Annotated in this window: 17 protein-coding genes; 7 read left to right on the top strand and 10 right to left on the bottom strand. The window is 60.5% G+C overall.

Annotated features, from left to right (window positions below):
* Positions 1 to 292: 292 nt before the first annotated feature.
* From HMPREF2528_RS03300 to HMPREF2528_RS03285, 4 genes are all read left to right on the top strand, one after another.
* Positions 293 to 1,483: a Fic family protein gene (locus tag HMPREF2528_RS03300; protein ID WP_070507411.1), complete on the top strand. Its 1,191-nt coding sequence runs from the start codon at positions 293 to 295 to the stop codon at positions 1,481 to 1,483.
* A gap of 247 nt (positions 1,484 to 1,730) precedes the next feature.
* Entirely contained in the window at positions 1,731 to 2,255 is a 525-nt protein-coding gene (locus HMPREF2528_RS03295; protein WP_049326806.1) for a DUF4242 domain-containing protein, read from the top strand.
* Positions 2,256 to 2,285: 30 nt separating this feature from the next.
* Positions 2,286 to 3,371, top strand: coding sequence for an acyl-CoA dehydrogenase family protein (locus HMPREF2528_RS03290; RefSeq protein ID WP_070542372.1), 1,086 nt, complete (start codon positions 2,286 to 2,288; stop codon positions 3,369 to 3,371).
* 256 nt (positions 3,372 to 3,627) lie between these two features.
* Complete coding sequence (locus tag HMPREF2528_RS03285; RefSeq protein ID WP_070542369.1) at positions 3,628 to 4,962, top strand: uracil-xanthine permease family protein; 1,335 nt, start codon at positions 3,628 to 3,630, stop codon at positions 4,960 to 4,962.
* Between the two features lie 109 nt (positions 4,963 to 5,071).
* Here the strand turns inward: HMPREF2528_RS03285 and HMPREF2528_RS03280 are convergent, their stop codons facing one another.
* From HMPREF2528_RS03280 to HMPREF2528_RS03265, 4 genes are all read right to left on the bottom strand, one after another.
* On the bottom strand, positions 5,072 to 6,589 hold the full coding sequence (locus HMPREF2528_RS03280; protein ID WP_070542366.1) for an ATP-binding protein: 1,518 nt from the start codon (positions 6,587 to 6,589) through the stop codon (positions 5,072 to 5,074).
* A 176-nt stretch (positions 6,590 to 6,765) separates the two neighbouring features.
* Positions 6,766 to 7,578: an HAD-IIB family hydrolase gene (locus tag HMPREF2528_RS03275; RefSeq protein ID WP_049362455.1), complete on the bottom strand. Its 813-nt coding sequence runs from the start codon at positions 7,576 to 7,578 to the stop codon at positions 6,766 to 6,768.
* Positions 7,579 to 7,690: 112 nt separating this feature from the next.
* Positions 7,691 to 8,236, bottom strand: coding sequence for a YbhB/YbcL family Raf kinase inhibitor-like protein (locus tag HMPREF2528_RS03270; protein ID WP_005504213.1), 546 nt, complete (start codon positions 8,234 to 8,236; stop codon positions 7,691 to 7,693).
* An 83-nt stretch (positions 8,237 to 8,319) separates the two neighbouring features.
* Entirely contained in the window at positions 8,320 to 9,255 is a 936-nt protein-coding gene (locus HMPREF2528_RS03265; RefSeq protein ID WP_070542363.1) for a carbohydrate kinase family protein, read from the bottom strand.
* Between the two features lie 286 nt (positions 9,256 to 9,541).
* Here HMPREF2528_RS03265 and HMPREF2528_RS03260 point away from each other — a divergent pair, with 286 nt between their 5' ends.
* A complete protein-coding gene (locus HMPREF2528_RS03260; RefSeq protein WP_070542360.1) occupies positions 9,542 to 10,978 on the top strand; it encodes a glyceraldehyde-3-phosphate dehydrogenase in 1,437 nt (478 codons plus the stop codon).
* A gap of 266 nt (positions 10,979 to 11,244) precedes the next feature.
* Here the strand turns inward: HMPREF2528_RS03260 and HMPREF2528_RS03255 are convergent, their stop codons facing one another.
* The 5 genes from HMPREF2528_RS03255 to HMPREF2528_RS03235 form a co-directional block, all read right to left on the bottom strand.
* Positions 11,245 to 11,829, bottom strand: a complete 585-nt coding sequence (locus HMPREF2528_RS03255; RefSeq protein ID WP_070542357.1) for an NAD(P)H-dependent oxidoreductase — start codon at positions 11,827 to 11,829, stop codon at positions 11,245 to 11,247.
* A 119-nt stretch (positions 11,830 to 11,948) separates the two neighbouring features.
* Positions 11,949 to 13,145 carry a putative glycoside hydrolase gene (locus tag HMPREF2528_RS03250; RefSeq protein ID WP_070542354.1) on the bottom strand — a complete coding sequence of 399 codons (1,197 nt, stop codon included), beginning with the start codon at positions 13,143 to 13,145 and terminating at the stop codon, positions 11,949 to 11,951.
* Entirely contained in the window at positions 13,132 to 14,850 is a 1,719-nt protein-coding gene (gene pelF, locus HMPREF2528_RS03245) for a GT4 family glycosyltransferase PelF (protein ID WP_070483136.1), read from the bottom strand. The genes HMPREF2528_RS03250 and pelF overlap by 14 nt, the downstream gene beginning before the upstream one ends.
* Before the next feature lie 89 nt (positions 14,851 to 14,939).
* Positions 14,940 to 16,295 (bottom strand): membrane protein, encoded by a 1,356-nt coding sequence (locus HMPREF2528_RS03240; protein WP_049344570.1) that lies wholly within the window; start codon positions 16,293 to 16,295, stop codon positions 14,940 to 14,942.
* A gap of 508 nt (positions 16,296 to 16,803) precedes the next feature.
* Entirely contained in the window at positions 16,804 to 21,675 is a 4,872-nt protein-coding gene (locus HMPREF2528_RS03235) for an NAD-glutamate dehydrogenase (protein WP_070542351.1), read from the bottom strand.
* 339 nt (positions 21,676 to 22,014) lie between these two features.
* On the opposite strand from HMPREF2528_RS03235, the gene HMPREF2528_RS03225 reads away from it, so the two are divergent.
* A complete protein-coding gene (locus HMPREF2528_RS03225; protein WP_070542344.1) occupies positions 22,015 to 22,938 on the top strand; it encodes a shikimate dehydrogenase in 924 nt (307 codons plus the stop codon).
* Positions 22,939 to 23,028: 90 nt separating this feature from the next.
* Here the strand turns inward: HMPREF2528_RS03225 and HMPREF2528_RS03220 are convergent, their stop codons facing one another.
* Positions 23,029 to 24,321 (bottom strand): MFS transporter, encoded by a 1,293-nt coding sequence (locus HMPREF2528_RS03220; protein WP_070542341.1) that lies wholly within the window; start codon positions 24,319 to 24,321, stop codon positions 23,029 to 23,031.
* A gap of 408 nt (positions 24,322 to 24,729) precedes the next feature.
* Here HMPREF2528_RS03220 and HMPREF2528_RS03215 point away from each other — a divergent pair, with 408 nt between their 5' ends.
* The gene (locus tag HMPREF2528_RS03215; protein WP_070542336.1) at positions 24,730 to 25,380 is read left to right on the top strand and encodes a peptidoglycan amidohydrolase family protein; all 651 of its coding nucleotides are present in this window, start codon (positions 24,730 to 24,732) and stop codon (positions 25,378 to 25,380) included.
* The last annotated feature ends 208 nt before the right edge of the window (positions 25,381 to 25,588 follow it).

Here is a 25,588-nt window from a genome sequence, read left to right as displayed (position 1 = left end):
GGCAGCGTGAGCGTGTAGATGTGAGGGCCCAGAATCCTTGAATTACCAAGGGTTCGGGGCCCTTGCTGTACGCCCTGGTACATGCTCCAGTGTATGCCCCGGTGTATGCTCCCGGCAGTCGGAGCCCCGGAATGTCGAGGGGGGTTCAGGAGGGGCGTTCGGAGCATGTTCCTTAATGAGACAATCCGCGCAGATTTTCTTATTAAGCGCCTTAATAAGAAAATTGAAGTGTATTGTCTTATTAAGACCCCTCAAGCACGACCAGCATTAACGACACCCAGGAGGAGGAACCATGCCCTCAGCCACCACCTGGCCCGCCCTCACATGGGAGCCGCAAACCCCCTGGGTTCACCGGGACGCCCTCGCCTCCCGACGCGCAACGCGCCGCAACTCCGGCACCTTCTCCAGCGCCGTACCCGCTTCCATTGCCGCACTCAACGTCGAACTCAGCCCCGCACTGCGAGCGCGCCTCCAGGAGAACGCCACCGCAATGACCCGCTTCGATGAGCGGCTCCACCACATCGGCGGCATCCCCTTCTCTGCGGTTCTTCTGCGTGGCGAATCCGCCTCCAGCTCGCAGATCGAAAACCTCACCGTTAGTGCCCGCAAGCTCTCACTGGCTGTCCTGGGTGCAAGCGGGTCGAAAGTTGGCGTTAACGCCGAGCTGGTGGCACGCAACGTTCACGCCATGCGTGCAGCCTTGAACACCGCAGAAAACATTAGCGTCGATAACATCCTCGCGATGCACCGCGAACTGACCCGCGGCCTACAGCAGGACTCCGGCGTACTCCGCACCCAGTGGGTGTGGATTAAGGGCGATTCGCCGGTAACCGCCGACTATGTGGCGCCGCATCACGAGAGGGTTCCTGCCGCCCTCGAAGACCTTGTAGCCTTCATGAACCGCCGCGATATTGACCCCCTCGCGCAGGCGGCTATCGCGCACGCCCAATTTGAAACGATTCACCCTTTCACTGACGGCAACGGCAGAACCGGGCGAGCCCTCATCTCCGCGCTCCTGCTCGCCTGCGGCGTCACCCGCCACGTGATTCTGCCCGTCTCCTCCGGGCTGTTGCACGATACCGATGGGTACATTCAGGCGCTCACCGACTACCGTGCAGGCGATGCCGAGCCCATCATCGAGCTCTTCATCGACGCCACACAGAAGGCAATTACCAACGCAGAAATCCTGGCGCAAGACATTGAAACCCTGCGCGATGAGGTGCTGTCCATTGCCCAGCGTAAAACCCCTCTCCTGCGTTCCCTCACCGACCTGTGCTGTACCGAGCCCGCCTTCACCGCACGCATGGTGGAGGAACACACGCGGGGGTCCCGGGCTAGTGTGTATCGCCTCCTCAACCGCATGGTGGAGTTGCAAATTCTGCGTGAAGAACGCGTCAAAATTCAGGGGCAAAAAGTGTGGACTGTCCCCGCTCTCAACCGCGCCCTCGACGACTTTGCAGCACGAGCGGGACGGCGCGGATAGATGCGCCTCCGGGTTCGATAACCCACGCGAAAATTCTGCGGCTGTAGGCGGGTTCCCATGCACGGAACTGTGACGATTTATGTCTCCGCATGAACACACATGACGAACATTAGAGTCAAAAAGGACGTATTAAGCCACGAACAGAAATCTACTAGACAGCCCTCAACCACGGGTCTAAGGTGAATCCATAACAAACCGGAAGGCCCCTTCCGGAACAACCCTTCAACCCTAAGCCGAGGAGAACATCATGGCACTTTACCTGGTAGAACTGACCCCCGCGCAGCCGTCCAAGGACGAAGCAACCGCACTCATCGAGACCGTCAACTCGTCCCTGAGCCACGGCGCAGAGCTCATCGAAACCCAGGTCTCCGCAGACCACAAGATTGTCTTCGTCATCGTCGAAGCTGAGAGCACCGCATTCGGCCCCGACCTCACCGCAGCCATCGGTGAGCGCGCAGCCGTCGCAGGCCCCGACGCAGTCCGCCTGGTCGGCGCAGAGCTCGAAGACATCAAGAAGCTCAAGAAGGACGCAGACTACCTGGTTGAGTGGGACATCCCCGCAGAAATCACCATGGAACAGTACCTGACCCGCAAGAAGGCAAACGCCCCCAAGTACGCTGAAGTACCCGAGGTTTCCTTCCTGCGCACCTACGTTCGCGAAGACACCGCAAAGTGCCTCTGCTTCTACGACGCACCCGACGAAGAAGCTGTTGTTCGCGCCCGTAAGGCCGTCAGCACCCCCATTGACCGACTGTTCAAGCTGCACGCATAGATGTGACACTCCCCGCTTAGGAGAAACCCCATGTCCGAGTTCACTCTCGAACCCCTCTACGACTACCCCCAGCGCGAGCAGGTGCTCGCACTCGCCCGAACCCACGCTAGCGCGGTTGACCGTGGCGAGCGTTCCCCCTTCGAGAACCTGCGCGAAATCGCTAAGGACGGCCTGATTACCCTGGGCCGTGACGGCGGCTCCCTGGTCCCCCAGGTTTCGGTAGCGTTCGACCTTGCCACCGAGGATGCCTCCACGGCGTTCTCCCTGTGGGCTCACCGCTCCACCATCGCGTTCTTTGACGCTGTGGGCCGCGAGCTGCCCGAGGGTCTGGCGGATGCAACCGTCAGCGGCACCACCGCGATGGCGGCAGCGTACAAGGAGGCTTCGGGCCTGGCACCGATTAAGGTTGAGGGCACTCTCGTTGAGGGCGGTCTGAAGCTGAACGGTTCCGTGTCGTGGGCGTCGAACCTGTACCCGGGCGGCGTGATTGTTCTTCCGGTGGCTGTGCAGAACGCCCCGGAGAGCCACCCGAACCGCTACATCGTGACGGTTCGCCAGAACGTTGAGGGTCTGAGCGTTGACTACCACCGCAACCTGCTGGCACTGAACGGCACCGAGTCTGGCACTCTGAAGTTCGAGGACGTTTTCGTTCCGAGCGAGGACATTCTGAGCGACAATATTGAGGCGTTCCTGCACGATGTGACCGCGCCGTTCCTGCTGGTTCAGTCGTCGTTCTGCCTGGGTCTTGCCGCTGGCGCCCTGCAGGAGGCTGCTAAGCACCTGGACGTCTCTCAGGGCGTGTTCCGCCCTGAGTTCCCGCTGATTCTGACCGAGTACCAGAGCCTGCGTGAGGAACTGATTCGTCTGGCGTCTGAGCCGGAGCGTGCTGAGCGTCGTGACCTGCTGAGCTTGCGTTTGGGTGTTTCGCACTTTGCGACCATTGCTACTCACTTTGAGCTGCAGGTTGTTGGAGGCGCCGGTTACGTGGCTACTTCCCCGACTGCTCGTCGCCTGCGTGAGGCGTCGTTCCTGCCGGTTCAGTCGCCGACCGAAGGTCACCTGCGATATGAGTTGGCGCGTTACGATCACCTGGAGAACCTGCGTGACGCTCTCTAAGCTAATGAGCTACGTATAGCGAGTGTTTTTATTCGCTCTTTGCATCAATACCCCGTATGTGCTTTGAATTGCATATACGGGGTATTGATGCATTCTGGGCTATATACGGGATATGGAGCCCACAATAAAAGAAGACTATGCCCTAATTAACGTATCTCTGCTCATATTTATAGGCGTTTAGCTGTGACCTACACCCATATGCGCGTAGAATTATGTGGAATTTTATACACCACCACATTCACCTCAGGAGCTCCCTTTGAGCATCTCTAAACTTCTCGGCTTTGACTGGTCGATTCACGGCGACGGTCGAAGCATTCAGCCCGGTTCCTTCGTCGCCCCGAACGAGCGCCTCGCCTGGCCGATTACTATCGGCATTGGCGCGCAGCACGTGGTTGCAATGTTCGGCGCAACCTTCCTCGTGCCGATTATTACCGGCTTCCCGCCGGCAACCACCCTGTTCTTCTCGGGTCTCGGCACGGTCCTGTTCCTGCTCATTACTCGCGGACGCGTCCCCTCCTACTTGGGTTCTTCGTTTGCGTTCATTGCGCCTCTGGCGGCTGCCATGAACTCGCACGGCCCCGCTGGCGCCCTCGGCGGCATCGTTATGGCGGGTATCGCCCTGTTCCTGGTCGGCTTGATCGTTCAGTTTGCTGGCACCGGCTGGCTCACCAAGCTCATGCCGCCGGTTGTCACCGGCTCGATTGTGGCGCTGATTGGTTTCAACCTGGCAAAGAGCGCTAAGGACAACTTCATGGTGGCACCGGTGACCGCGCTGGTGACCCTGTGCTCCATCATCCTGATTTCGGTGCTTTTCAAGGGCATCATTGGTCGTCTGTCCATTCTGCTGGGTGTGGGTATCGGCTACATCACCGCTGTGATTCGCGGCGAGGTGAAATTCGAGAAGATTCAAGAGACCGTACAGGCTCAGGGCTTCATTGGCCTGCCGCAGTTCCAGACCCCCGAGTTCCACTGGGAGCTCGCCGGCCTGTTTATCCCCGTGATTCTGGTGCTCGTGGCTGAGAACATCGGTCACGTGAAGTCGGTGGCTCAGATGAGCGGCGAAAACCTGGACGACTACTCCGGCCGCGCCCTCATGGCGGACGGCCTGGCAACCACCATCGCAGGCATGGGTGGCGGTTCGGGTACCACCACCTACGCTGAGAACATCGGCGTGATGGCTGCGACCAAGGTGTACTCCACCGCGGCGTACTGGGTGGCGGCTATCTTCGCGATTGTCCTGTCTCTCTTCCCGGGCTTCGGCGCGGCTATTGCATCCGTTCCCGCGGGTGTTCTGGGCGGTGCCGCAACCGTACTGTACGGCATGATTGGTATGCTCGGCGTTCGTATTTGGAGCGAGAACCGCGTGAACTTCTCGAACCAGATCAACCTGACCACCGCCGCTGTGGCGCTGATCGTGGGTATCGCGGACTACACCTGGACCTTCGGTGAGCTGTCCTTCGCCGGTATTGCTCTGGGTACCGCTGCGACCCTGATTATCTTCCACCTGATGACCTTCATCGCGAAGTACACGAAGGCTGCTGGCGACCCGTTGGAACCCTTCGATCCTGAGAAGAGCACTGAGGTGCACTAGGCGCCTGACCGCCCGTTGGAGTAATACTCCTGAGGCGTAGGCTGCAGAAAAGCGGCCCGGATGGAAACCAATCCATCCGGGCCGCTTTTGTTGTTAGCCCGATGTTCGATTAGGCCAGGCGGTATGTCGTATTGCGGTTGCCTCGACCACCTTCACGCACGATTACGCCCTCTTGAAGAAGCTTTGTCAGAACGTACCGGACCTGCGGCTTCCGCAGCTCAGCAAAAGGCCCGGGAAGAGCACCCATGATGTCGTCGATACCGGCGGGGTGACGTAGCGAGCGCAGAGCGAGGAGCACCGCCTCCTGACGGCTGCTGGGAACCGTAGGTGACGATTGGCGCGGGCCTGCTTCCGACTTCTGCTTCGGTGAACCGACGTCGGCGGCACGAGCACCAACCAGAGGCTCCCGGCTAATAATCGCGGTAAAACGAATGACCCCATCAATGAATTGGATGGGTTTCAGCCCTGCCTGACGCACCGCCTCCTGGGCAGTGTAGATGCCGCTACCCTCGCCCTCGATGACTCGGTATCCGTCGTCGGGGGTTGTTACGTGCGTGCAGACGTCATACAGGCGGTCGTTCACGCGGGAACGTTCTCCATACTCTTGCAGGCGCTGGAGAGTGATTCCGTATAGACCACCAGGGTTCTCTACAGAGATTCGGTCGGGGAAAATCCTGACGCGCACCTCTTCGGTATCTGCTTTGGGGTTGAGGCTGCGGTGTACGAGTGCATTCGACAGAATCTCACGAAGGGCAATATCGGGTACTTCCTGCCCGTTGATGAGATGCCCATTGGACAGCTCGACAACCGGGTGTGCCAGGTTCCGATTGATCCATGCCAGAGTCTCTTCGAGCATGGCGGGGATGGGGCCGTCCGCCTCGAATTTGTCGAGGTTGCGAGCTTTACCGTTTGGGTCGATGACGACTCCAGTGACTTTGAGCGAGGGCCTGAACTCTTGGGGGTAAGAACCCAAGGCGTACAGGCCGGCAAGGGAAAGGTTGTCGGTTCCGAGGGCAATAATTCCCTTGCGGCGGAGCACTTCTTCATCGGAGCTTCCAGCAAGGCGGCGTGATTTAGCGCGTACGTCTCGCAGATAAGCAGTTTTGAGGCCTTCGTCTAGGTCAGCTATGGAGGTGTATTCCACCGGCTCCTCATCGAATCCGGTGCGTGTCCGCTGAGCCACCATCAGGTCGGTTTCGTGGCGGCTCATTTCGTGGTCACCGTCGCCGGAACGCACGTACGCTTTACCGCCAATGTAGGCGGGTCGTTCGTAGGGAGGCAGCGGAGGAATTGTGGCAACAAAGATTTTGGTGCCTTCATAGAGGATAGTGCCAGATTCCATGGTGTTCGGAGGCTTGAGGCCCCTGCGGAGCTTGTTACCGAGGGTTTTTTCTAGGTCTGCAGGGTCGTATACGCCTACAGGTGCAAAGTCATTATTCTCATCGAGTCCACAGATAATGATTCCGCCCGTGGAACTATTGGAGAAGCTACTAAGGGTTGCGTCTAGGCTTCCGGGGTAGCCTCCGTGGGCTTTTTTAACCTCGATAAACTGCGTATCGCTACCGTGAGTACGCAGTAGTTTGATGGTTTCAGTAAGCCATTCGGGGGTCCATTCCACGTTGTTCATACAAAAATTTTAGTCTAGACACAAATCAGATGTAAATCAGACACAAAAATTTGAGTCTAGACATAAATTTTTATGTCTAGACTCAAATTTTTTATGTGTAGACATAAAAGTTTATGTCTGAGTTATGTCTGCGGAGGCTGACCCAGCCGCTAGTGCTGGATAGCAGTGCTAGGCGGCTAGGACCGTTCGGCGAGCATCGCCTCAATCGTCTGCGCCACACCGTCCTCATGGAAGGCCGGGCAGGTGCGCCCCACCTTCGCAATGAGCGCCGGCTGACCCGAGGCCATAGCGAAGCCTTCCCCCGCCCAGCAGAGCATCTCAGCATCGTTCGGCATGTCACCGAACGCCATCACCTCGTGCGCCTCAATGCCGTGGCGTGCCGCGAACTTCTCCAGGATCCGTCCCTTATTCACGGTCTTAGAGCCCATCTCAACGAGCGGTTCACCAACTACGCCGCGGGTCACCGACACCAGCGAACCCACCGCCTGATGCACGCGCGCCTGCAGAATATCCGGGTCCATGCCGGGCACACGGATCAGGTACTTAATGACCGGGGTTGAGCCAATTCGTTCCAGGGAATCAGCAATACTCGACTCAATAACGCGGGCGCCCTCAAGCACCTCACCGCCGTCGTGAGGCCCCTGAATATAGACGGTGTCTACGGTTTCCAGGGTGTAGGTGGCGTCGGGGAACATGGGTTCTAGGAGTTCGTGGGTGCGGGCAATCACCGCGGGATCTGCGCCGTTGATCTCTTCTACCTCGTTCGCGCCCAGGTGGTACACCACGGCACCGTTGGAGCAGATGGCGTAGGAGTCGAAGTCGGTCTGCTCGCGCAGGGGCGTGAGCCAGCGGCTCGGGCGGCCGGTAACGAAGACGATATCGATCCCGGCGGCGCGGGCAGCCTCAAGGGCGCGCAGGGTCCGCGGACGGAACCGGAAATCGTGCCCGATGAGGGTGCCATCCAGGTCGCTGGCGATGAGTTTAATCATGCAGTGTTTGCCTTCAGTGGTGGGGTGTATCGGTGCTGGGCAGTGTACGGTGCTGGTCAGGGTATAGGGCTGGTTAGGGTGCGGGTCCTGGTGAGACTGTGCCGGTGTGCCGCTATGCCGCCGGTTCCGCGTAGGTGACGGTCAGGAACGCGCGACCCAGACCGTGGCCGAGCAGGTTAAAGTTCACGACGGCGGGGCTGGCGTTCTCGTCAATATCGAGCTTCTCCACGTCCACGGCGGTGACGCAGAAGATGTAGCGATGCGGGCCGTGACCAGCCGGAGGGGCAGCACCCAGGAAGCCCGCCACACCGGCGTCGTTGCGGTGCGTCAGAGCGCCGGCGGGTGCATCCGCGCCAGTGTCAATGCTGGTCACGTTGGCGGGAATGTTGGAGACAGTCCAGTGCCAGAAGCCGCTAGGGACCGGTGCGTCCGGGTCGAAGCAGGTCAGCACGAAGGACTTGGTGCCCTCGGGGAAGCCGCTCCAGGACAGCTGCGGGGAGCGGTCCTGACCGCCCGCCACGCCGAAAAGGGCGGAGAGCATCCATTCGGGGGCGGTGCCGCCGTCCTGAATGTCGGTGGAGGTCAGGGTGAATTCGGGCAGGTCGGGCAGGCCCGCGTAGGGTTCGCGGGGCAGGGGTGCGGTGCCGATGTTGGTCATGATGTTCCTCAATGGTGGGGTTCGGGTGGATATGGCGACGCCGGCGGACAGAGTGAGCTATCCGCCGGCGAGGCGTAGATTATTTAGCCGTCGAGTACGGCGTCAAGTTCTTCGCGGGTGGGCGGGTTAGCGCCCGCGCGGGAGACGGTGATGCCGGCTGCGGTTGCGGAGAAACGCAGCAGGTCGGCGATGTCTTCGGCGGTCAGTGCAGCGACCTTGGCACGCGCCTCAGCACCGACGATACCGCGGTCGAGCAGGCCCGCGATGAGTGCCGCCATGAGGGAGTCACCGGCACCGACGGTGTCCGCAACCTCAACGCGGTAGGCGGGCTGGGAAATACCCTCGGGGTACTTCTTGCTGTAGGCGATGGGGCCGTCCTCACCACGGGTAATGACCATCAGCTCGGCACCGAGGTCCAGCCAAGCGCGGGCGGTGTCTTCGAGGGAACGCTCGGGGTAGAGCCACTGCAGATCCTCGTCGGAGGCCTTGACCACGCTGGAGAGGGAGACGAACTTTTCGGCCCACTGTCGTGCCTGCTCCACGTCGTGAATGAGGGTGGGGCGGCAGTTGGGATCGTAGCTGAGCAGGGCGCTGTCGCGGGCGGCCTCGAAGGCGGCCGCGACAACGTGTGCGCCGGGCTCAAGCATGGCGGCGATAGAACCGGTGTGCACCGCGTCGGAGGTGCGGGCCAGTTCAGCCAGCTCCTCGGCGATAGCGTCCAGGGCCCACTCGATATCGAATTCGTATTCCGCCGCACCGTCGGCGCCAATGGTGGCCTGGGCGACGGAGGTTCGCTCCGCGGTGGGTTCGAAGGGCAGCTGCACCGAGGAGGCGTTCAGGTGCGCGTTGATGCTTTCACCGTAGGCGTCCGGGCCGTAGTGGCCGACAAAGTTGGTGGGGTGGCCGAGGCGGCATGCGCCAACGGCGACGTTCATGGGGGATCCGCCGGGGTAGGCGTGGGTTTCTCCGCCGTGCTGGTGGACGACGTCTACGAGTGCTTCACCGATTACAGTCAACATGGTTTCAATTCTACTCGGCCAGCCCGTTCGGGAGAGTGCGTTTTTGTGGGGATTTAAAGTGGTTTTGCTTTCCCTTCTGACGGGTTCTGTTGGCTTGCCGTGTGGGTTCACAAACTGCCTTCGGTCTCTTCTGACTTTTAGCCTCAATATCGCTGATTTTGAGGCTCTGGAAGGGTTTGTACGGGTTAGACTTAAACCGACGCCGGGTCTTACGCCCGGCCCGGTATTGACGCGACAGCATCGTCGCGCCTACCCTCCGACAACGAAGTTAGGAAGAAGGTCATACGTGACGACTGCAACCGCTACCTGGGTTAACCGTGAGGCTACCGCAGAGGAGCTGATCCCCCTCATCGGTAAGCTGCACCGCGAGAACGGCGTGGTGCTGAGCATTCACGGCCGCAGCCTGGTCAACAAGTCCGTCATTGAGCTGCTGAAGCTGCACGATTTCGTATCCCACATTGATGGTGCGCCCCTGAACCCCGCGCACTCCCTCGAGCTGGTTCGTGCTCTGACCGAGCTGAACCTGGGCGCTTGCTCGATTAACATCGCTGCCCTGCACAAGGCACACCGTGAGGCTGGCTCCCCCGAGCTGTCCATGTGGCTGCCCGAGCAGCTGGGTTCCTCCGTGAACCACCAGGGTGACCAGCCGAAGGAGCAGGACGTTGTGCTGTACGGCTTCGGTCGTATTGGCCGCCTGCTGGCCCGCATCCTGCTGGAGCGTTCCTCCTCGCCGCTGGGTTCCGGCCTGAACCTGCGCGCCGTGGTGGTGCGTAAGAACGGTGATAAGGATCTGGTTAAGCGCGCCTCCCTGCTGGAGCGCGACTCGGTTCACGGCCCCTTCAAGGGCGTTATTGAGGTGGATGAGGAGAACAGCACCATCATCGCTAACGGTGTTCCGGTCCGCTTCATTTACTCCTCGGACCCGAACACTGTCGACTACACCGAGTACGGCATTAAGGACGCCCTGCTGGTGGACAACACCGGCCGTTGGCGCGACGTTCCGGGCCTGGAGCAGCACCTGAACCGCCCCGGTATCTCTCGTGTTCTGCTGACCGCTCCCGGCAAGGGCGACATGAAGAACATCGTGTTCGGCGTAAACGACGACGTCATCACCGATGAGGACAAGATTCTCTCCGCCGCTTCCTGCACCACCAACGCGATTACTCCGGCGCTGAAGGTTCTGGATGACGCCTACGGTGTTGAGCGTGGCCACGTTGAGACCGTTCACGCGTTCACCAACGATCAGAACCTGATCGACAACTTCCACAAGGGTGACCGCCGCGGCCGCTCCGCTGTGCTGAACATGGTCATCACCGAGACCGGTGCCGCTAAGGCTGTTTCGAAGGCTCTGCCGCAGCTGGAGGGCAAGCTGACCGGTAACGCGATCCGCGTTCCCACCCCGGATGTCTCCATGGCGATCCTGAACGTGAAGCTGACCAAGCCCGCAGGTTCCGCTGAGGAGCTGAACGAGCTGTTCCGCCGCGAGTCCATTGATGGCGAGCTGCGCCGCCAGGTGGGCTACTCGGATTCCCCCGAGGCTGTTTCCACCGACTTCGTGGGTTCCCGCACCGCAGGTGTTGTGGACTCGCTGGCTACCGTGGTGACCGATGACTCCGCAATTGTCTACGTCTGGTACGACAACGAGTTCGGTTACTCCTGCCAGGTGATTCGCGTTCTGGAGCGTATGGGCGGCTACGACGTGCCCTCCTACCCCGCTAAGTAAGCTACCCCAGCTCATCTAGCACGCATATAACAAACCCACCGGTACATATAGCCATTTGGTTATATTGCCGGTGGGTTTGTTTATGAGGTTATATGCGCAAATAAGGGGTGTCGCACAGAAGCTCAGAAGAGCTACGCGAGCGGTGAATTACGCCTTACGGCGGTACACCACACCCTGATGCGCCCGCAGCGTGAAGCTCGAGGGCACCAGGCGGTTTGCCGCATCCACCTCAGACATGCTTATGAAGGCATGCAGGCTTAAAACCCTTACGCCTGACCGAAGACCTCGTTGAGGCGGGCAGTATAGTCAGCGAGATACTGTTCGACCTGCGGATTTTTAATCACGTCATAGCAAATAAAGGTGGGCAACTGGGTAGTACCCATGAACTCATGGGCCTTATGAAAGTGCATATAGAGGGCATCTACCCCGAGTCCCTCAAAGAAGTCGCCCTCCCGGGTAAAAGCTTCGCGAGGCGCGTTCCACGTCAGCGACAGCATATGCCGACGACCCTGAAGAAGACCGCCCGTGCCGTATCCTTCAGTGGGGCTGACCCTGTGGCGACCATCATTAGCGTACAGGGTACCCGCGCCCGCGGTAAACACCTCGTCCATATATTTTTTCACGGTCCACGGCTCGTGCATCCACCAACCGGGCATCTGCCAGATGACCGCATCCATCCACTGGAATTTTTCTACTTCCTGGTGAATATCGTACCCGTCGTCAATCACAGTTTCTCGCACATGATGACCGAGCGCCGATAACGTATCACGGGCTACTTGATGCAGGGTGTGGTTCAGGCGACCCGCCGAGTGGGCGAATGCTTTACCGCCGTCAATCAAAAGAATATTCACTGTAGTTCACTCCTTAAACTCAACACCGCGAGAACGGTTGGCTATATTCCAGCCGCTTGTTTCATAGTACAGGGCTACTACGCTGTGAATCAGCCCTTAAAATTACCGCTTACGGTAAATTACGCCTTACGGCGGTACACCACACCCTGATGCGCCCGCAGCGTGAAGCTCGAAGGCACCGGGCGGTTTGCCGCATCCACCAGATTAGAGGGAACCTTCACGGTCACATCCTTCGAGCCGGTATTCAGCGCCGCCCAGCCGCGCGTAAAGGTGCGGGTCTGAACCGTTCCCTGAACCACGATGCCACCCGCGGCGTCCCCCAGATCAAAGGTGAGCTCGGGGGCGTGCGGAATCTCATCGTAGGCGTCATGGTGGGTCGCGCTAATGCCGGTGAAGTTTCCCCCGCCAAAGACCCAGAAGCCGGCCAGGCCGTAGAGGAAGTTCTCGTCCGTACCGGTCAGAGGCGACTTCCGGCCGCTCAGGGGGGTGCGCAGAATCGTCACCTTCTTCTGCGTGGAGGCACCGCGCTTCAGGCCGGTGAGGTACACCCCGAGCGACACGTCGCCACCGGAACCGCGCGCAATATCGCGGCCTTGCATCACGGCGTAGGGCGAAGCCAGGTAATCGTTCGGGCCCCAGCCAAGCCACACCTCCTCGAAACCGCCGCCGTAGGCACTGTGGCGTTCCCACTTGCCCCAGCGCAGGCGCGACTCGGCAATATTGGGCACCAGAATCTTGCCGATGCCATTTAGTTCGGCGCCGGCAGAAGCCACCAGGCGGTCCAGGCCCTCACGAATCGTGGTCATAGACTGCACGCCCTGAATGGGCAGATTCAGACCGTAGTAGTCGTTCTCCACGTCGTTATCACCCATAACGCCGTCGAAGGGCGAGTCGCGCATCTCGCGCACCACTGAATCCACCCAGTACCAGCGGTAGCCGGGGTTCCACACCTGCATCTGATAGTGCTTGGAATAACCCTTCCACTCGATGCGGTCGCCGTTGAGGCGATGCGCAAAGAAATCCTTACCGGAATTCGCCAGCGAGACGGCCTGCGCGAAAGACAGACCCGAGGAGTAGATGGGACCCGGCTCGTAGGAGCGGGTGGAGGACAGGCACTTATAGGCCAGGACCACCATCTGCGGGGCGTGCTTCTTGAGGTAGCGGGCAGCCTCCAGCTCCCAGGGCTGCAGAATCGCCACGGAGTAATTCTTGACCGCAAAGTCGAGCTGCTGCTGGGTGATGGGTTTTCCGCCGTAGCGGACCCAGGCACCAAACTTTCCCGGGCCGCCGAGCCGTTCGAACTTACTCGTCGCCATCGTACTCCGGGTCGAATTCGGGGGCGCGAGGGGGCAGCTTGCCCAGCTCACGGTAGATCGTGTTGTAGCGGTCCATGACCAGGCGCAGCTGGAAGAAGCTGACGATACGGTCGTAGGCGTTCACGCAGTAACGTTCGTAGATGCTGGGCTCCTCCATGAGGGTGCGCAGCGCCGCCGCGAAGCCGTGAATATCGCCGGGGATGGTCAAGATACCGCAGTTACCGATTTCGTGGCCGTCGGGGGCGACCAGCACATCGTCGATGAGCTGGGACATACCGCCCACGTCGGTGCTGACCAGCGGGATGGACGCAGCCATCGCCTCGAGCGCCACAATCGGCTGACCCTCATTGTAGCTGGGCATGAGCAGCAGGTCGAAGCGGTCCAGCATGGCGCGCACATTCACGGTTCCGTGGAAGGTGATGTACTCGCCCATGTTGAGCTCTTCGATGGTGCGCAGGCACAGCTCGTAGTACTCGGGCAGGTGGTCCTTGGGGCCGAGCACATCCAGGTGGAAGTTCACGAGGCCCTGATCGCGCAGCACCGCGAGGGAGCGAATCAGGTCGGTGAGGCCCTTAATGGGCACCACGCGGGCGATAAACACGAAGCGCCACACGTGGCCGCGTCCCTCGGCGAGGATGCGCGCACGCGCCGCCTGGCGGGCGTAGTAGGCTTCAGCCACGGACTCGATGAGCATGCCGTTGGGCAGGATGATGGCGCGGTCCTTCTCGCCCTCGTTCATCTGGTCGATGGGCGCACCGATGCCGCGCGCCTCCTCCAGTGCCTTGGGGTACAGGTAGGTGGCCATGTCGGCGCTCGGGTAGCAGAAGCGACCCATCTCCAGGAACCAGACGGACCAGGCTCGCTCGTCAAGGGTGATGGGGCCCAGGCCCGGGTGCTCACGCTCCTCAGCGAGGAAAGCGTAGTCGGTGGTAATCGGCTTCGCCATGTTGCGCTCGAGCTTGGTGTTGATGGTGTCGCGAATGTACAGGTTGTGCTCGGTCAGCAGGAAGCTGGTGCCGTGGTCACGGGCGGCAGCGGCAGCGATGAGAGCCGCGTAGCCGGTGGTGTGGGCGTGGTACACGCGGGCGTGGGGCATCCGCTCGTGCAGCAGCGCGAAGAGGATGGAGACGAAGTCGCGCACCTTCCAGAAGAGCTCGCCGAAGGGAACCTCGCTGAAGAACCCGAGGTTGGCGATAACCTGCATGAACTCGCGGGTACCGAAGAGCCCAAAGAGGTTGTAGGTGCGGGTGGCGGGGTTGATGCCTTCGTCGTAGAGCTTCCAGAGGGGGTTGACGTCGCCGGCGATGAGCGCGTTGAAGCCCTGGATGAGTCGATCAGCCAGCTCTCGACGCTGCGGCATCTTCATGTGCAGGCTGTCGGGATCGCACTCGGCGGCGAAGGCAGCACGGTTGACGTCGAGGCTCAGGTAGATCACCTTAACCCACTTGACGTTCTTGGGCATGCCGTAGAGATCCTCGTGCGGCGAGTTCTTATCCCACGCGATGTGGATAATGCCGAAGGAAAGGTCGGGGTTCTCAGAGACGATATCGTGCACCACCGCGGAGACGCCACCCTTGAGGTAGGGGTAGGTGGACTCCATGATGATGGCGACATCGACATCCGGGTACTCGGGATCGGTGTAGTGCTCTCCGGGCTCCGGAAGCTGCAGGGGAGCATAGTGGTTTCGGTACATCTGTTCAGTCATTGGTTGTGTCTTTCGCGGGCCGTGCTACGTGGTGTGTTCTTGGCCGGGCCCGCAGAACGATGTCTGCGGACCCGGTGTGCGGGCAGGCGTTACCAGGCGAGTGCGCGGCGCCAGAAGAGAGAGTATTCGGGTGATTGCCAAGCCTGACGGTACACCCGGTAGCAGGCGTACGCAAGGACTGCCTCGCCCACGATGATGGGCAGGTATCCGGTCTCGTTCGGCAGGATTGCGAAGCAGATCATGAGCAGAATGAGGTGCGCCGCGGAGAGCACCTGCACGGTCTTGAACATGGTCATGTACTCAATCTGGTAGATAAGCAGGGCGACGGCCACGAAGAGGAACGCGACGACCAGACCCATCAGCGCCAGCGGGAAGGAATCCGGCATGAAGATAAACATCAGGATGCCGGTAATGATGCCGCTACCGATGTAGACGAGTAGCGAGTTGCGAATCGAACGGTCGGAGGCACGGGTGGCCTTATGAGCCTCTTCGCGAACGCGGTTGTAGGGCAGGCGCTCGAACACGGTCCACAGGTACTGAATTGCGTCGTTGACGCGATCGGCCTCTACCACGAAGAAGTAGTTGTAAGCGATCACGGCGGGAATCAGGCTCATGTAAATGGCCACGACGTTAATCTCACCGGAGGTGGCCAGGAAGAGCATGTACTTATCGGCCCAGATGATGGAGCCGGTCAGGAAGCCACGCAGAGCATCCTTTGCGACGTCCTTGAGCGGAATATGCGCAAAGCGGAAGAGGTGCACAAAGTTCTTACCCAGGCCAATCAGCAGGATAAGCGAGCCAACGAGCGGCGGCAGGAACCAGATGATGGGGAAGAAGTACAGGGCCAGGGTGTAGCCGAGCCAGGCGATGAACCAGATAACGCGGTTCTTCGCGAGGTTGGGGATGACCAGCAGCTGCGCGAAGGCAATGTTGAGCACGCCGAGTACGAAGAAGGCACCGACGGCAGTCGCGTTCCACTTCAGTACGAGGGCAACCGGAATTGCGAAAAGCAACACCAGCGGCATGGTCACGAAGAAGAGGTAAATCCAGTTGCGGCTGAACGCGGCCAGGTCGGTAATGTCCTGGAACTGGGGTTCGTTCAGACGCTCGCGGGTAGCCTTCGCCTCGGCACGCTTGAGCTGATTCTCGAGCGTCTCAGCCTGGATGCGCAGGGTTTCGCGGGCATCCGCAATCTTCTTATGCTCCATCTGAATGGCTCGATAGAGCGGCAGGCAGGCGGCCTGGCTAAGCCAGGGCACGGTGATGGATGCAGCCAGAATCACCTGAATCAGGGGCACGCCACCCAAGTTGTACCTGTTGATGGTGGGCGTGACGATGGGGAAGACAGTGGTCAGCAGCGCGACCGGGGAAACGTATAGCAGAAAGTTAATGAGGAGGCGCCACGCGCTAGCGCGCTGTTCCTCGCTACCGTGGTTGGTGGACAACGTTGAAGACTTTCAGTCGAAATAGAGAGTATGCGGGCCCGGCCCGCAAACGGGCCGGAGATTAACGTTGAGTGAGTGATGGTGTCGTGCGTTATGTCGTACAGAGATGGCACCCCTCGCGGCGGCCAGGTGGGCCATCGGATTCGTACCGTCAATGCAAGCCGGATCAGCCTCATCCACCCGAGGGGGTTATTTGGCCGGGCAAGCATCCAAGACATCGCGTGTGGAGCCCCTCCCCTACGCCTAATATAGCGCGGGGCTTGCGCACGCAACGATGCTGCCGTCATCAATATACTGTACGCGTCAAGCAAAATGTTGAACTTTTATTCAACCCTAACTTGAATTTTAGGCGATTTGGAACACATTTTGCTCTCATGTTCATATGCCGTTAGGTGCATATGCAAGGCATCCCGGCCCCTCCAGCAGGAGGAAGCCGGGATGCTCAATGTACGGTTACCGTACCGCATTCACCGCTGTGCGACGGTACGGCGCGGCTACCGCCTCGCGTTTAGGATGCGCTAGCGAGGGTGCGCAGGGCCACGGAGACCACAGCCAGTCGCGGGTGACCGGTTGCATCCGGAGCTGCCTCAGCAATCTCGTCGAGGATGCGGTCGATGTTACCCACGCGGGTCGGGTGCTCCTCAATCCACTCAGCCAGAGCCTGCTGTGCACCGTCCACGGTGGAGAAGTCACCCTTCGCGCCCTCAGCCACGGACAGTGCCAGCTCTGCGGCGGTCTCGTAGAGGGCACCGCGCATTGCCTGGCGTGCCAGAATCTCCCAGCGGTCGCTACGGGGCAACTCGGTGATGAGGCCGAGCAGCTCGTCCACCTTGAAGCGGTCGTAGGTGGCGAAGTAGACCGGTGCCAGCGAGGTTGCCTCGAAGTCGTGATCGGCGGCCGAACGAATCACGTCCAGCAGGGCGTAGCCCTCGAAGCCGCGGATCCAGATGACAATGAGATCCTCGGGCAGGCCCCATGCCTCGCCTGCGTCGCGCTTTGCACGGACGCGAGCGCGAGAGATGCCGGAAAGGTACTCGGGCAGGTTGCGACGCATCTCGACGACGGAACCGAAGTTCTCGAGCAGCTCGGAGATGGTTGTGCCGGCAACCACGCCACGCTCGGTGATGAACCAACGGACCGCACGATCCAGAACGCGCTGGTTGTCGCGCAGCACGGTGAACCATGCATCCAGCGGGGTCTTCGGGGACAGCTCGCTGTGCAGCTTAGCGGCGGTGCCGAGCTCGAAGAGCTCGCGGGCCACGATGAAGGCGCGGGCGACGGAGTCGATACCGACGTTGAACTCCTCCATGATGCGGTACGCGAAGGTGATGCCACCAATGTTGACCAGCTCGTTGGCCACGCGGGTGCAGATGATTTCCTTACGCAGCGGGTGCGAGTCCAGGTGCTGACCGAAGCGCTCGACGAGTGCTGCCGGGAAGTAGCTGCGCAGCACGCCCTCCAGGTAGGGGTCGTCCGCGAAGTCGGTCTGCTCCAGGGCGTGGGTGAGGTAAATCTTCACGTACGCAGCCAGGACAGCCAGCTCGGGGCGGGTCAGGCGGTCACCGGTGGTCTCCAGGCGCTCGTCCAGCTCCTCGTCGGTGGGCAGGAACTCGACGGCGCGGTTCAGGCCGGCGTGCTCCTCCAGGTCGTGCATGAGGCGCTTGTACAGGTTGGTGCCCAGGAAGGAACCGTGGAACTCGCCCTGCAGCAGTACGTTCTGGTTGACGTTGGTCTCGAGGACCTTGCCGCCAACCTCGTCCTGCAGGGACTCGATGAAGGAGGCGCGCTCCTCGCTGGAGAGCTCACCGCGAGCCACGAGGCGGTCCACCAGGATCTTGATGTTGACCTCGCGGTCACTGGTCTCCACACCTGCGGAGTTGTCGATAGCGTCGGTGTTGAGGATGACGCCGTTACGTGCGGCCTCGATGCGGCCCAGCTGGGTGAAGCCGAGGTTACCGCCCTCGCCCACAATCTTGGCGCGCAAATCCTTGCCGTTGACGCGCAGGGCGTCGTTAGCCTTATCGCCAACCTGTGCGTTGGTCTCGGTGGAGGCCTTCACGTAGGTACCGATACCGCCGTTGTAAATCAGGTCGACCGGTGCCTTGAGGATGGCGGCAATCAGCTCGGTCGGTGCGAGCTCGGTGACGGACTCGTCCAGGTCCAGAACCTCGCGCACCTCGGGGGTGATTTCGATGGACTTCAGGCCGCGGGAGTACACGCCACCACCGGCGGAAATTAGCTCGCGGTTGTAGTCCTGCCAGGAGGAACGGGGCAGGTTGTACAGGCGCTGACGCTCCTCGAAGGAGACGGCTGCGTCCGGGTTCGGGTCCAGGAAGATGTCGCGGTGGTCGAACGCTGCGACCAGGCGGGTTGCCTTGGAACGGAGCAGACCGTTGCCGAACACGTCACCGGACATGTCGCCGATACCGACGGCGGTGAACTCTTCGGTCTGAGCGTCGTGGCCGAGCTCGGCGAAGTGACGCTTGACGGACTCCCAGGCACCGCGTGCGGTGATGCCCATTGCCTTGTGGTCGTAACCGACGGAGCCGCCGGATGCGAAGGCGTCGCCCAGCCAGAAGCCGCGCTCGAGGCTGATAGCGTTCGCGGTGTCGGAGAATGCGGCGGTACCCTTGTCCGCTGCGACCACCAGGTAGTAGTCGTTCTCGTCGCGTGCGATGACGCCCTCGGGGCGAACGACGGTCTCGGAGCCGTCGGTGCCAACCTCAAGGTTATCGGTGACATCCAGCAGGGAGCGGATGAAGACCTTGTAGGACTCGCGGCCCTCGGTGATCCAGGCGTCGCGATCCACAGCGGGGTCGGGCAGCTGCTTGGGGTAGAAACCGCCCTTTGCGCCGGTGGGGATGATGACAGCGTTCTTCACCATCTGAGCCTTGACCAGGCCCAGAACCTCGGTGCGGAAGTCGTCGCGGCGGTCGGACCAGCGCAGGCCGCCTCGTGCGACGTCGCCGAAGCGCAGGTGGACACCCTCGACGCGCGGGGAGTATACGAAAATCTCGAACTTGGGGCGGGGCAGGGGTGCGAAATCAATCTGCTGCGGTGCAACCTTGATGGCGAATGCCTCGCGGCCCAGGTAGGCGTTGGTGCGCAGGATGGCGCGAATAACCTTGCTCAGGGAGCGCAGGTAGCGGTCGGCGTCCAGGGTGGGAATCTTGTTCAGTTCCTCAACCAGGGCCACCTCAATCTCTTCGCGGCGTGCGTTGCGCTGCTCGTCGTTCAGGCCGTTGTTCGGGTCGAAGCTGACGTTGAAGAACTCCACCAGGTGCTTGGTGATGCCGGGGTTGGCGAGCAGGGTGTTCGACATGAACGAGGGGGTGTAGCCCAGGCCCAGCTGAATCAGGTAGTGGTTCAGGGCGCGGAACAGGCGTACATCCTGCCAGGTGAGGCCCTCGGAGAGAATCAGGCGGTCCAGAGTATCGGACTCGCGCTCACCGAGCAGGTAGGCGTTCAGGGCGTCCTCGTAGAGGGATGCGACGGCGTTGGGGTCCACGCCCTCGGGGAACTCGACCCCGAAGTCGTAGAGGTAGCCGTACTCTTCGCCGTCCTCAGGCTTGAACTCGTAGGGCTTCTGATCCACAACGACCAGGCCCATGTTCTGCATCACCGGCAGGAGCTCGGTGAGAGTGTGAGGTGCGGACAGGTAGGTCTTCAGTCGGGTAGTGTTGGCTTCGCCGGCTTCAACCTTGATTGCGGCGGGCTTCTTGCCCGAGAGAGATTCAAGAATCACGATATCCTCGATTGCTTGTTCTACTGTGTAATCGGCTCGGTAAGCTGCGCTGCTTGCGTCGGCCCAGGCTGACGCGAGTCGGCGGCCTTCCGCACCGGGTTTCCATGCCTCAATGGCAGCTGCGGTGGATTCCACCCAGGAGCGAGTGACCTGCTGCATCTGCTTTTCGAGAGCTTGATGATCCGTGGTCGGCACATCGTTGGGGTTGGTGAGCCGAATACGGAAGAATAGGCGGGCCAGCGACGAGGAGGACAGGTACACCTCGTAGTCGATGGCACTCAAATCAAATTCCTGTCGGAACACCCGCTCGATGCGGTACCGCACGTCAGTGTTGTAGTGATCGCGGGGCAGGTACACCACGGCGGTAATGAACCGATTAAATCGATCCGCGCGCAGGAAGAGACGGGTCTTGCGGCGCTCCTCCAGGCCCATGATGCCGCTGAACGTCTCGGTCAGCTCGTTGACCGAGGCCTGCAGCAGCTCCAAGCGCGGGTAATCTTCCAGCGCCCCGAGCAGGGCCTTATCCGAGTAGGAACCGGGGTGGTAACCCAGGCGGCGGCGCACCATGGCGATTCGCTCACGCACCAGGGGAGTCTCAATAGCGGGTAGCGAGTAGGCCTGCCGGGTAAACAGGCCCAGAATCACGTACTCACCGATGACGCGGCCGCTCATATCGAAGCGGCGCACACCAATGTAGTCCAGGTAGTCGTTGCGGGCCACCGTGGAACGGGAGTTAGCCTTCGTGATGTACACGGGGCGGGGGAAGAGAGCTCGGTCCAGGGTGTCGCCGGAAAGCGGGATGCGGCTCTTGCCCTCGGTCGAACGCAGGATGCCGAGCGCCGAACCGGGGCGGTCCACCAGGGCGATAGCGCCGGAGGTGCCGTCAAGCACGCGCTCCTTAACGCCCATGAACACGAAGTTGCCTCGGGTGAGCCAGCGCAGGAAGTCCTGCGCAACCTCCACGCGGGAGGCGGGCTCCACACCGCGCGGGTTGGCGGCGTAGGATTCCTCGCCGTGGCCGAGGGTGGCGCCGCGCAACTCGTACATGGCCTGGGAGATGTCGAAGACCGCGGTGACCATGCCCTCCAGGTCGGTGTAGCAGGCGCGCACATCGGCGAGCACGCGACGCACATCGTGCTCCAGCAGGCGCAGGTCGTCTTCGTTCAGGTAGCGGGTCAGGCGAATCGCAATCCAGGATTCAATGGTGACCGTGGACCCCTCGGGAGCGCCCTCGGAAAGCTGCAGGGAGGGCATACCGACGGCGGCGGTGTCGCCGCTGGCCAGGTTGGCTCGGGTGCCGGTGCCGCGCAGGCTGATGAGCTTGCCATCCGTATTGCGTTCGGCAAGGAAGATGGGGTGGAAAATCGCGAGGAATCCGCCGAAATGCGCCGAAAGGTAGGCGGTCAGGGAGCTTACGATATGGGGCATGTCGTCCGTGGCGACGTACAGCGTGGTGTTGTAGTCATCATTGCGCGCGGCAACGACGGACGTCTTGGGGGCGCGGATTTCAGCTAGCGCACGATGGGTGCGAGCCAAATCCTCTAATTCTGCCGAGGTGAATTCTTCACGCTCATCGTCAGGACTGTTCAGAAAATACTGCTCGATCCATGCATCGGCGCCAGCGAAGCGTGCCATAGCCTTGTCAGTCGTTGACAATCTATCCTCCGAAGGTAGGTATCACTTCACTGTGACGGTGTCTGTGCAACTCCACGCGGGTCGCGCGGACGGCACCACCCAAATGGGTTATATCCAGCTTATACCCTTACGGTGAAGATGTCAGATATATTCGCCATATTCGCTCGACGGGCCCAAAATCTTATCGAAAAATACTCGCTCCGCACCTCTGCCCCCTCGCCCGACGGCTCGACGGGGCGGCTAGACGGGGTTACCCGTTGAATTTGTTCGGCGGGGTTACCCGTGAAATTGTCCGGCCCCCGGTTCCCCTCCCCCGGCGCCGACTCGTAGAGTGAAACCATGAGTTTACGTACTGAATCTTTCCTGGTGGGCCTCATCGGCGATGGCATCACCTCTTCCCTCACCCCGCCCATGCACGAGGCCGAGGCCGACGCGCACGGAGTGCGCTACCTGTACCGCCCCGTCGACCTGGACGCTCTGAACCTGGACGGCGCATCCGCACCGGCGCTTCTGGATGCGGCGGCACTGCTCGGCTTTAACGCTTTCAACATCACGCACCCGTGCAAGCAGTCCGTCATGGAGCACCTGCACGAACTTTCGGATGCGGCGCGCGCCCTGGGCGCGGTCAATTGCGTGGTGATTCGCGAGGACGGTACGTTCTACGGGGACAACACGGACTATTCGGGATTCATTGCGGGGCTGAAGCGCGGCCTACCGCAGGTGGCGGAGGATCCGGCGCGCCTGGAGCACGTGGTGCAGCTGGGTGCCGGCGGTGCCGGTAGCGCCACGGCGTACGCTCTGTGCCGCCTGGGGGTGCGCCGCCTGAGCCTCTTCGAGCATGACGCGGCGAAGGCTCAGGGGCTGGCGGAGCAGCTGGGCGGGCTCTTCCCGCAGACTCAAATCGAGGTGCTGACCGACGATGAGCGCTTGATTGAAGCTCTACTACAAGCTCAGGGTTTGGTGAACGCAACCCCGGTGGGCATGCACGTGCATCCGGGCATGCCGCTGAGCGAGTCGGCACTGAGCGCCGGGGTGCTGCGCGAAGGTCTGTGGGTCGCGGATGTCATCTACCTGCCGCAAGAGACGCAGCTGGTGCGCGTGGCGCGTGCCGCCGGGTGCGAGATGCTGACGGGTGGCTACATGGCGGTCGGTCAGGCGGTGGATGCGTTCCGCCTCTTCACCGGACTGGAACCGAACGCCGAGCGTATGGCGGCGCATTTTGAGGCGCTGATTGCAGCCCAGCAGGGGGTAACTAACGCCTGAAACGCCAGAACATAGAATACGGGTGGGGCTGGATAGCTAACTATCCAGCCCCACCCGTATTTATTCTATATACAGAATATATTGCGTGGGCTATGCATCCAGCTCGGTCAGGGACTTCTTGTAACCCTCGCGAGCGGTCAGCGCGCCCAGCGCCACGAGCACGCACATGGCGACCGTAAACACGGCGGGTAGTACCGCGTTATGCAGGTCGGCACCGGCGAGGCTCGTCGCCACGGCGGGGGCAACGCCTCCAGAAATTGCGAAGCCAATCTGGGTGCCCAACGCCAGGCCGGTCACGCGCACGCGGGTCGGGAACATCTCCGCGTAGAAGGCGGGCCACACGCCGTTCGCCATGGAGTACAGCGCACCGTGCATGAGCACGCCGTAGGTGAAGATACCCACCCAGTTACCCTCGGTAATCGCGCCGAGGTACGGGAACATCACCAGGGACGAAGCAACCGCACCGGTAATGAACACGGGCTTACGACCGATCCGGTCGGCAAGCATGGCGGCGAGCGGAATCGCAATCAGACCGAGGGTGTTGGAGGCGACCGGCACCAACAGCATGGTGCTGCGGTCAAGGCCGTAACCCTTGGTGGCGAAGGACAGCGCAAAGGTCGTGAAGACCATGTTCACGGTGTTAACCATGGCGCACACGGCAATGGTGAGCACGGCACGCTTGTGGTGCTTGAAGACCAGCACGAGCGGGGACTCGGTGAGCTTCTCGCGCTGCAGGTAGGCGGGCGGCTCGGAGAGGGTGCGGCGAATCAGCCAGGCGGTAATCACCACGAATGCGGAGAGCCAGAAGGGCACGCGCCAGCCCCAGGTGAGCAGGTGCTCATCCGGCAGGGCCGCGAAGGGGATGAACACGGCGGTCGCCAGCAGAGATCCGAACTGGGTGCCCTGCAGGGTCCAGCTGGTGGTGAAGGCGCGCTGGTGCTTGTGGGCGTGCTCCAAAGAAATGGAGATGGAGCTTGCCTGCTCGCCGGCGGCGGAAAGGCCCTGAAGCATACGGCAGGCCACCAGCAGGATGGGTGCAAGAATACCCGCCTGGCTATAGGTCGGCAGGCAGCCGATGGCAAAGGTCGCGCTACCCATCAGGAAGAGCGTGAGCATCAGGACGAATCGGCGGCCGTAACGGTCACCGAGGGGTCCAACGATCATGGCGCCGAAGGGGCGCACAACGTAGGCGACGCCCACAACCACCATGGACTTGAGGATGCCGATGGCGGCGGTGTCCTCGGAGAAAAAGATGCGGTTGAGCACAATGGCTGCGGCGGTGCCGTAGACGGCGAAGTCGTAGTATTCGAGGGCGGAGCCTATCCAGCTGGCGAGGGCAGCTCGTCGTGGTGATCGGGCGGGCGCGTCGGTGCGGCGGCTCATGCGCGGCTCCTTCGGTGGTACACCTGGCGGGTGGTGCGGGGCGGGCAACCCCTCGGTCATTAATGTGCCCTTCCAGTGTAGGGAGCGGACCGCCTGTTTTCCATAGGGTTACCTAAGTTCCCAAGGTTTGAAGTAGTAATAGCGGACGGACACCTCCAGCACCAACCCCAGTCAGTTCATAAGCGATAAAGAAATTTGTAATTTCAAAAATGCGCGACAGGACTTTCGCACCCAACCCACGTAAAGTGAATATCACCTCGGCAGGAGTGTGCCTACCGAGCAGTCACGCCGACCAAGATAAAGCTGGTCGGCGTTTTTAGTGTCCAATTCATTTGCGGTAGCCCCGCACTATGGACTTCCCGGGAGGTTCATAGTGCGGGGCTACTGCCTTTCCGAAAGGATTTTATTATGTCCAAGATTGATCAGGCGATTGCATGGATGGAGCAGCGTAAGGGCAAGGTGACCTATTCGATGAATTATCGAACTGGCCCGCATTCTTATGACTGCTCATCTGCGGTTTACTTTGCACTGCGAGATGCTGGCCTGCTCCCGCAGAATATTGCTATTGGTAATACCGAAACGCTCTTCCACGATTTGGAGAGTAACGGCTGGACTCAGGTTCGACCGGATGCATCGGGTAATTACCCGGCACGACGTGGTGACGTGTTTATCTGGGGTCGCCGTGGATACACCAACGGTGCAGCTGGTCACACCGGCATTTTCTATGATGACCACGACACGATTATCCATTGCAACGCTGGCCATAATGGTATTTCTATTAATCCGCACGACACCATTTGGTCGTACAACGGTGGTCCGGCAATTACGATTTATCGTCCCCCGGCAGAAGTGAACGAAGAAGAGGTTATCTACCGCGCGGCTAAGAATGCGATGAATGCAATTTTTGATGAGCCTTTTGTTCGCCAGGGCGACCTCGCTAAGGCTCGCTATGGCAATGCCACTGTCGGCTTGCGCGGTGTCATCCATTGGTTTGATACTTCTATGATCCGCCTGGAGACCAGTCTGAAGGAGCTGGAGAGTGCAATCCGAGCTCTCTAATGCATAGAGCCTCATAGATATATAACTATCAAAACTTGTTTTGGGTAGGGTCTATGGACCCTACCCAAAACAAGTTAAATTATCATATATAACACACTCAAGTATCAGCATATTTTCACTTAGTGAATCATTTGAGTAAAAATAAACTTCTATGAGTTGAATTTCAATTAAATACAAAAAATATTTATTAAATGTTTCCCCCCCCCCC

Origin of the sequence: Rothia sp. HMSC078H08, from assembly GCF_001808955.1 — a bacterium.
Classification (GTDB): Bacteria; Actinomycetota; Actinomycetes; order Actinomycetales; family Micrococcaceae; genus Rothia.
This window is presented reverse-complemented; position numbering and strand designations above follow the sequence as displayed.

Bases quoted from the DNA above. Each gene is read 5' to 3' on its own strand.
- HMPREF2528_RS03300 (WP_070507411.1), top strand. From the start codon at position 293: ATGCCCTCAGCCACCACCTGGCCCGCCCTCACATGGGAGCCGCAAACC.
- HMPREF2528_RS03295 (WP_049326806.1), top strand. From the start codon at position 1,731: ATGGCACTTTACCTGGTAGAACTGACCCCCGCGCAGCCGTCCAAGGAC.
- HMPREF2528_RS03290 (WP_070542372.1), top strand. From the start codon at position 2,286: ATGTCCGAGTTCACTCTCGAACCCCTCTACGACTACCCCCAGCGCGAG.
- HMPREF2528_RS03280 (WP_070542366.1), bottom strand. From the start codon at position 6,589: ATGAACAACGTGGAATGGACCCCCGAATGGCTTACTGAAACCATCAAA.
- HMPREF2528_RS03275 (WP_049362455.1), bottom strand. From the start codon at position 7,578: ATGATTAAACTCATCGCCAGCGACCTGGATGGCACCCTCATCGGGCAC.
- HMPREF2528_RS03270 (WP_005504213.1), bottom strand. From the start codon at position 8,236: ATGACCAACATCGGCACCGCACCCCTGCCCCGCGAACCCTACGCGGGC.
- HMPREF2528_RS03265 (WP_070542363.1), bottom strand. From the start codon at position 9,255: ATGTTGACTGTAATCGGTGAAGCACTCGTAGACGTCGTCCACCAGCAC.
- HMPREF2528_RS03250 (WP_070542354.1), bottom strand. From the start codon at position 13,145: ATGGCGACGAGTAAGTTCGAACGGCTCGGCGGCCCGGGAAAGTTTGGT.
- pelF (WP_070483136.1), bottom strand. From the start codon at position 14,850: ATGACTGAACAGATGTACCGAAACCACTATGCTCCCCTGCAGCTTCCG.
- HMPREF2528_RS03235 (WP_070542351.1), bottom strand. From the start codon at position 21,675: ATGGCACGCTTCGCTGGCGCCGATGCATGGATCGAGCAGTATTTTCTG.
- HMPREF2528_RS03225 (WP_070542344.1), top strand. From the start codon at position 22,015: ATGAGTTTACGTACTGAATCTTTCCTGGTGGGCCTCATCGGCGATGGC.
- HMPREF2528_RS03220 (WP_070542341.1), bottom strand. From the start codon at position 24,321: ATGAGCCGCCGCACCGACGCGCCCGCCCGATCACCACGACGAGCTGCC.
- HMPREF2528_RS03215 (WP_070542336.1), top strand. From the start codon at position 24,730: ATGTCCAAGATTGATCAGGCGATTGCATGGATGGAGCAGCGTAAGGGC.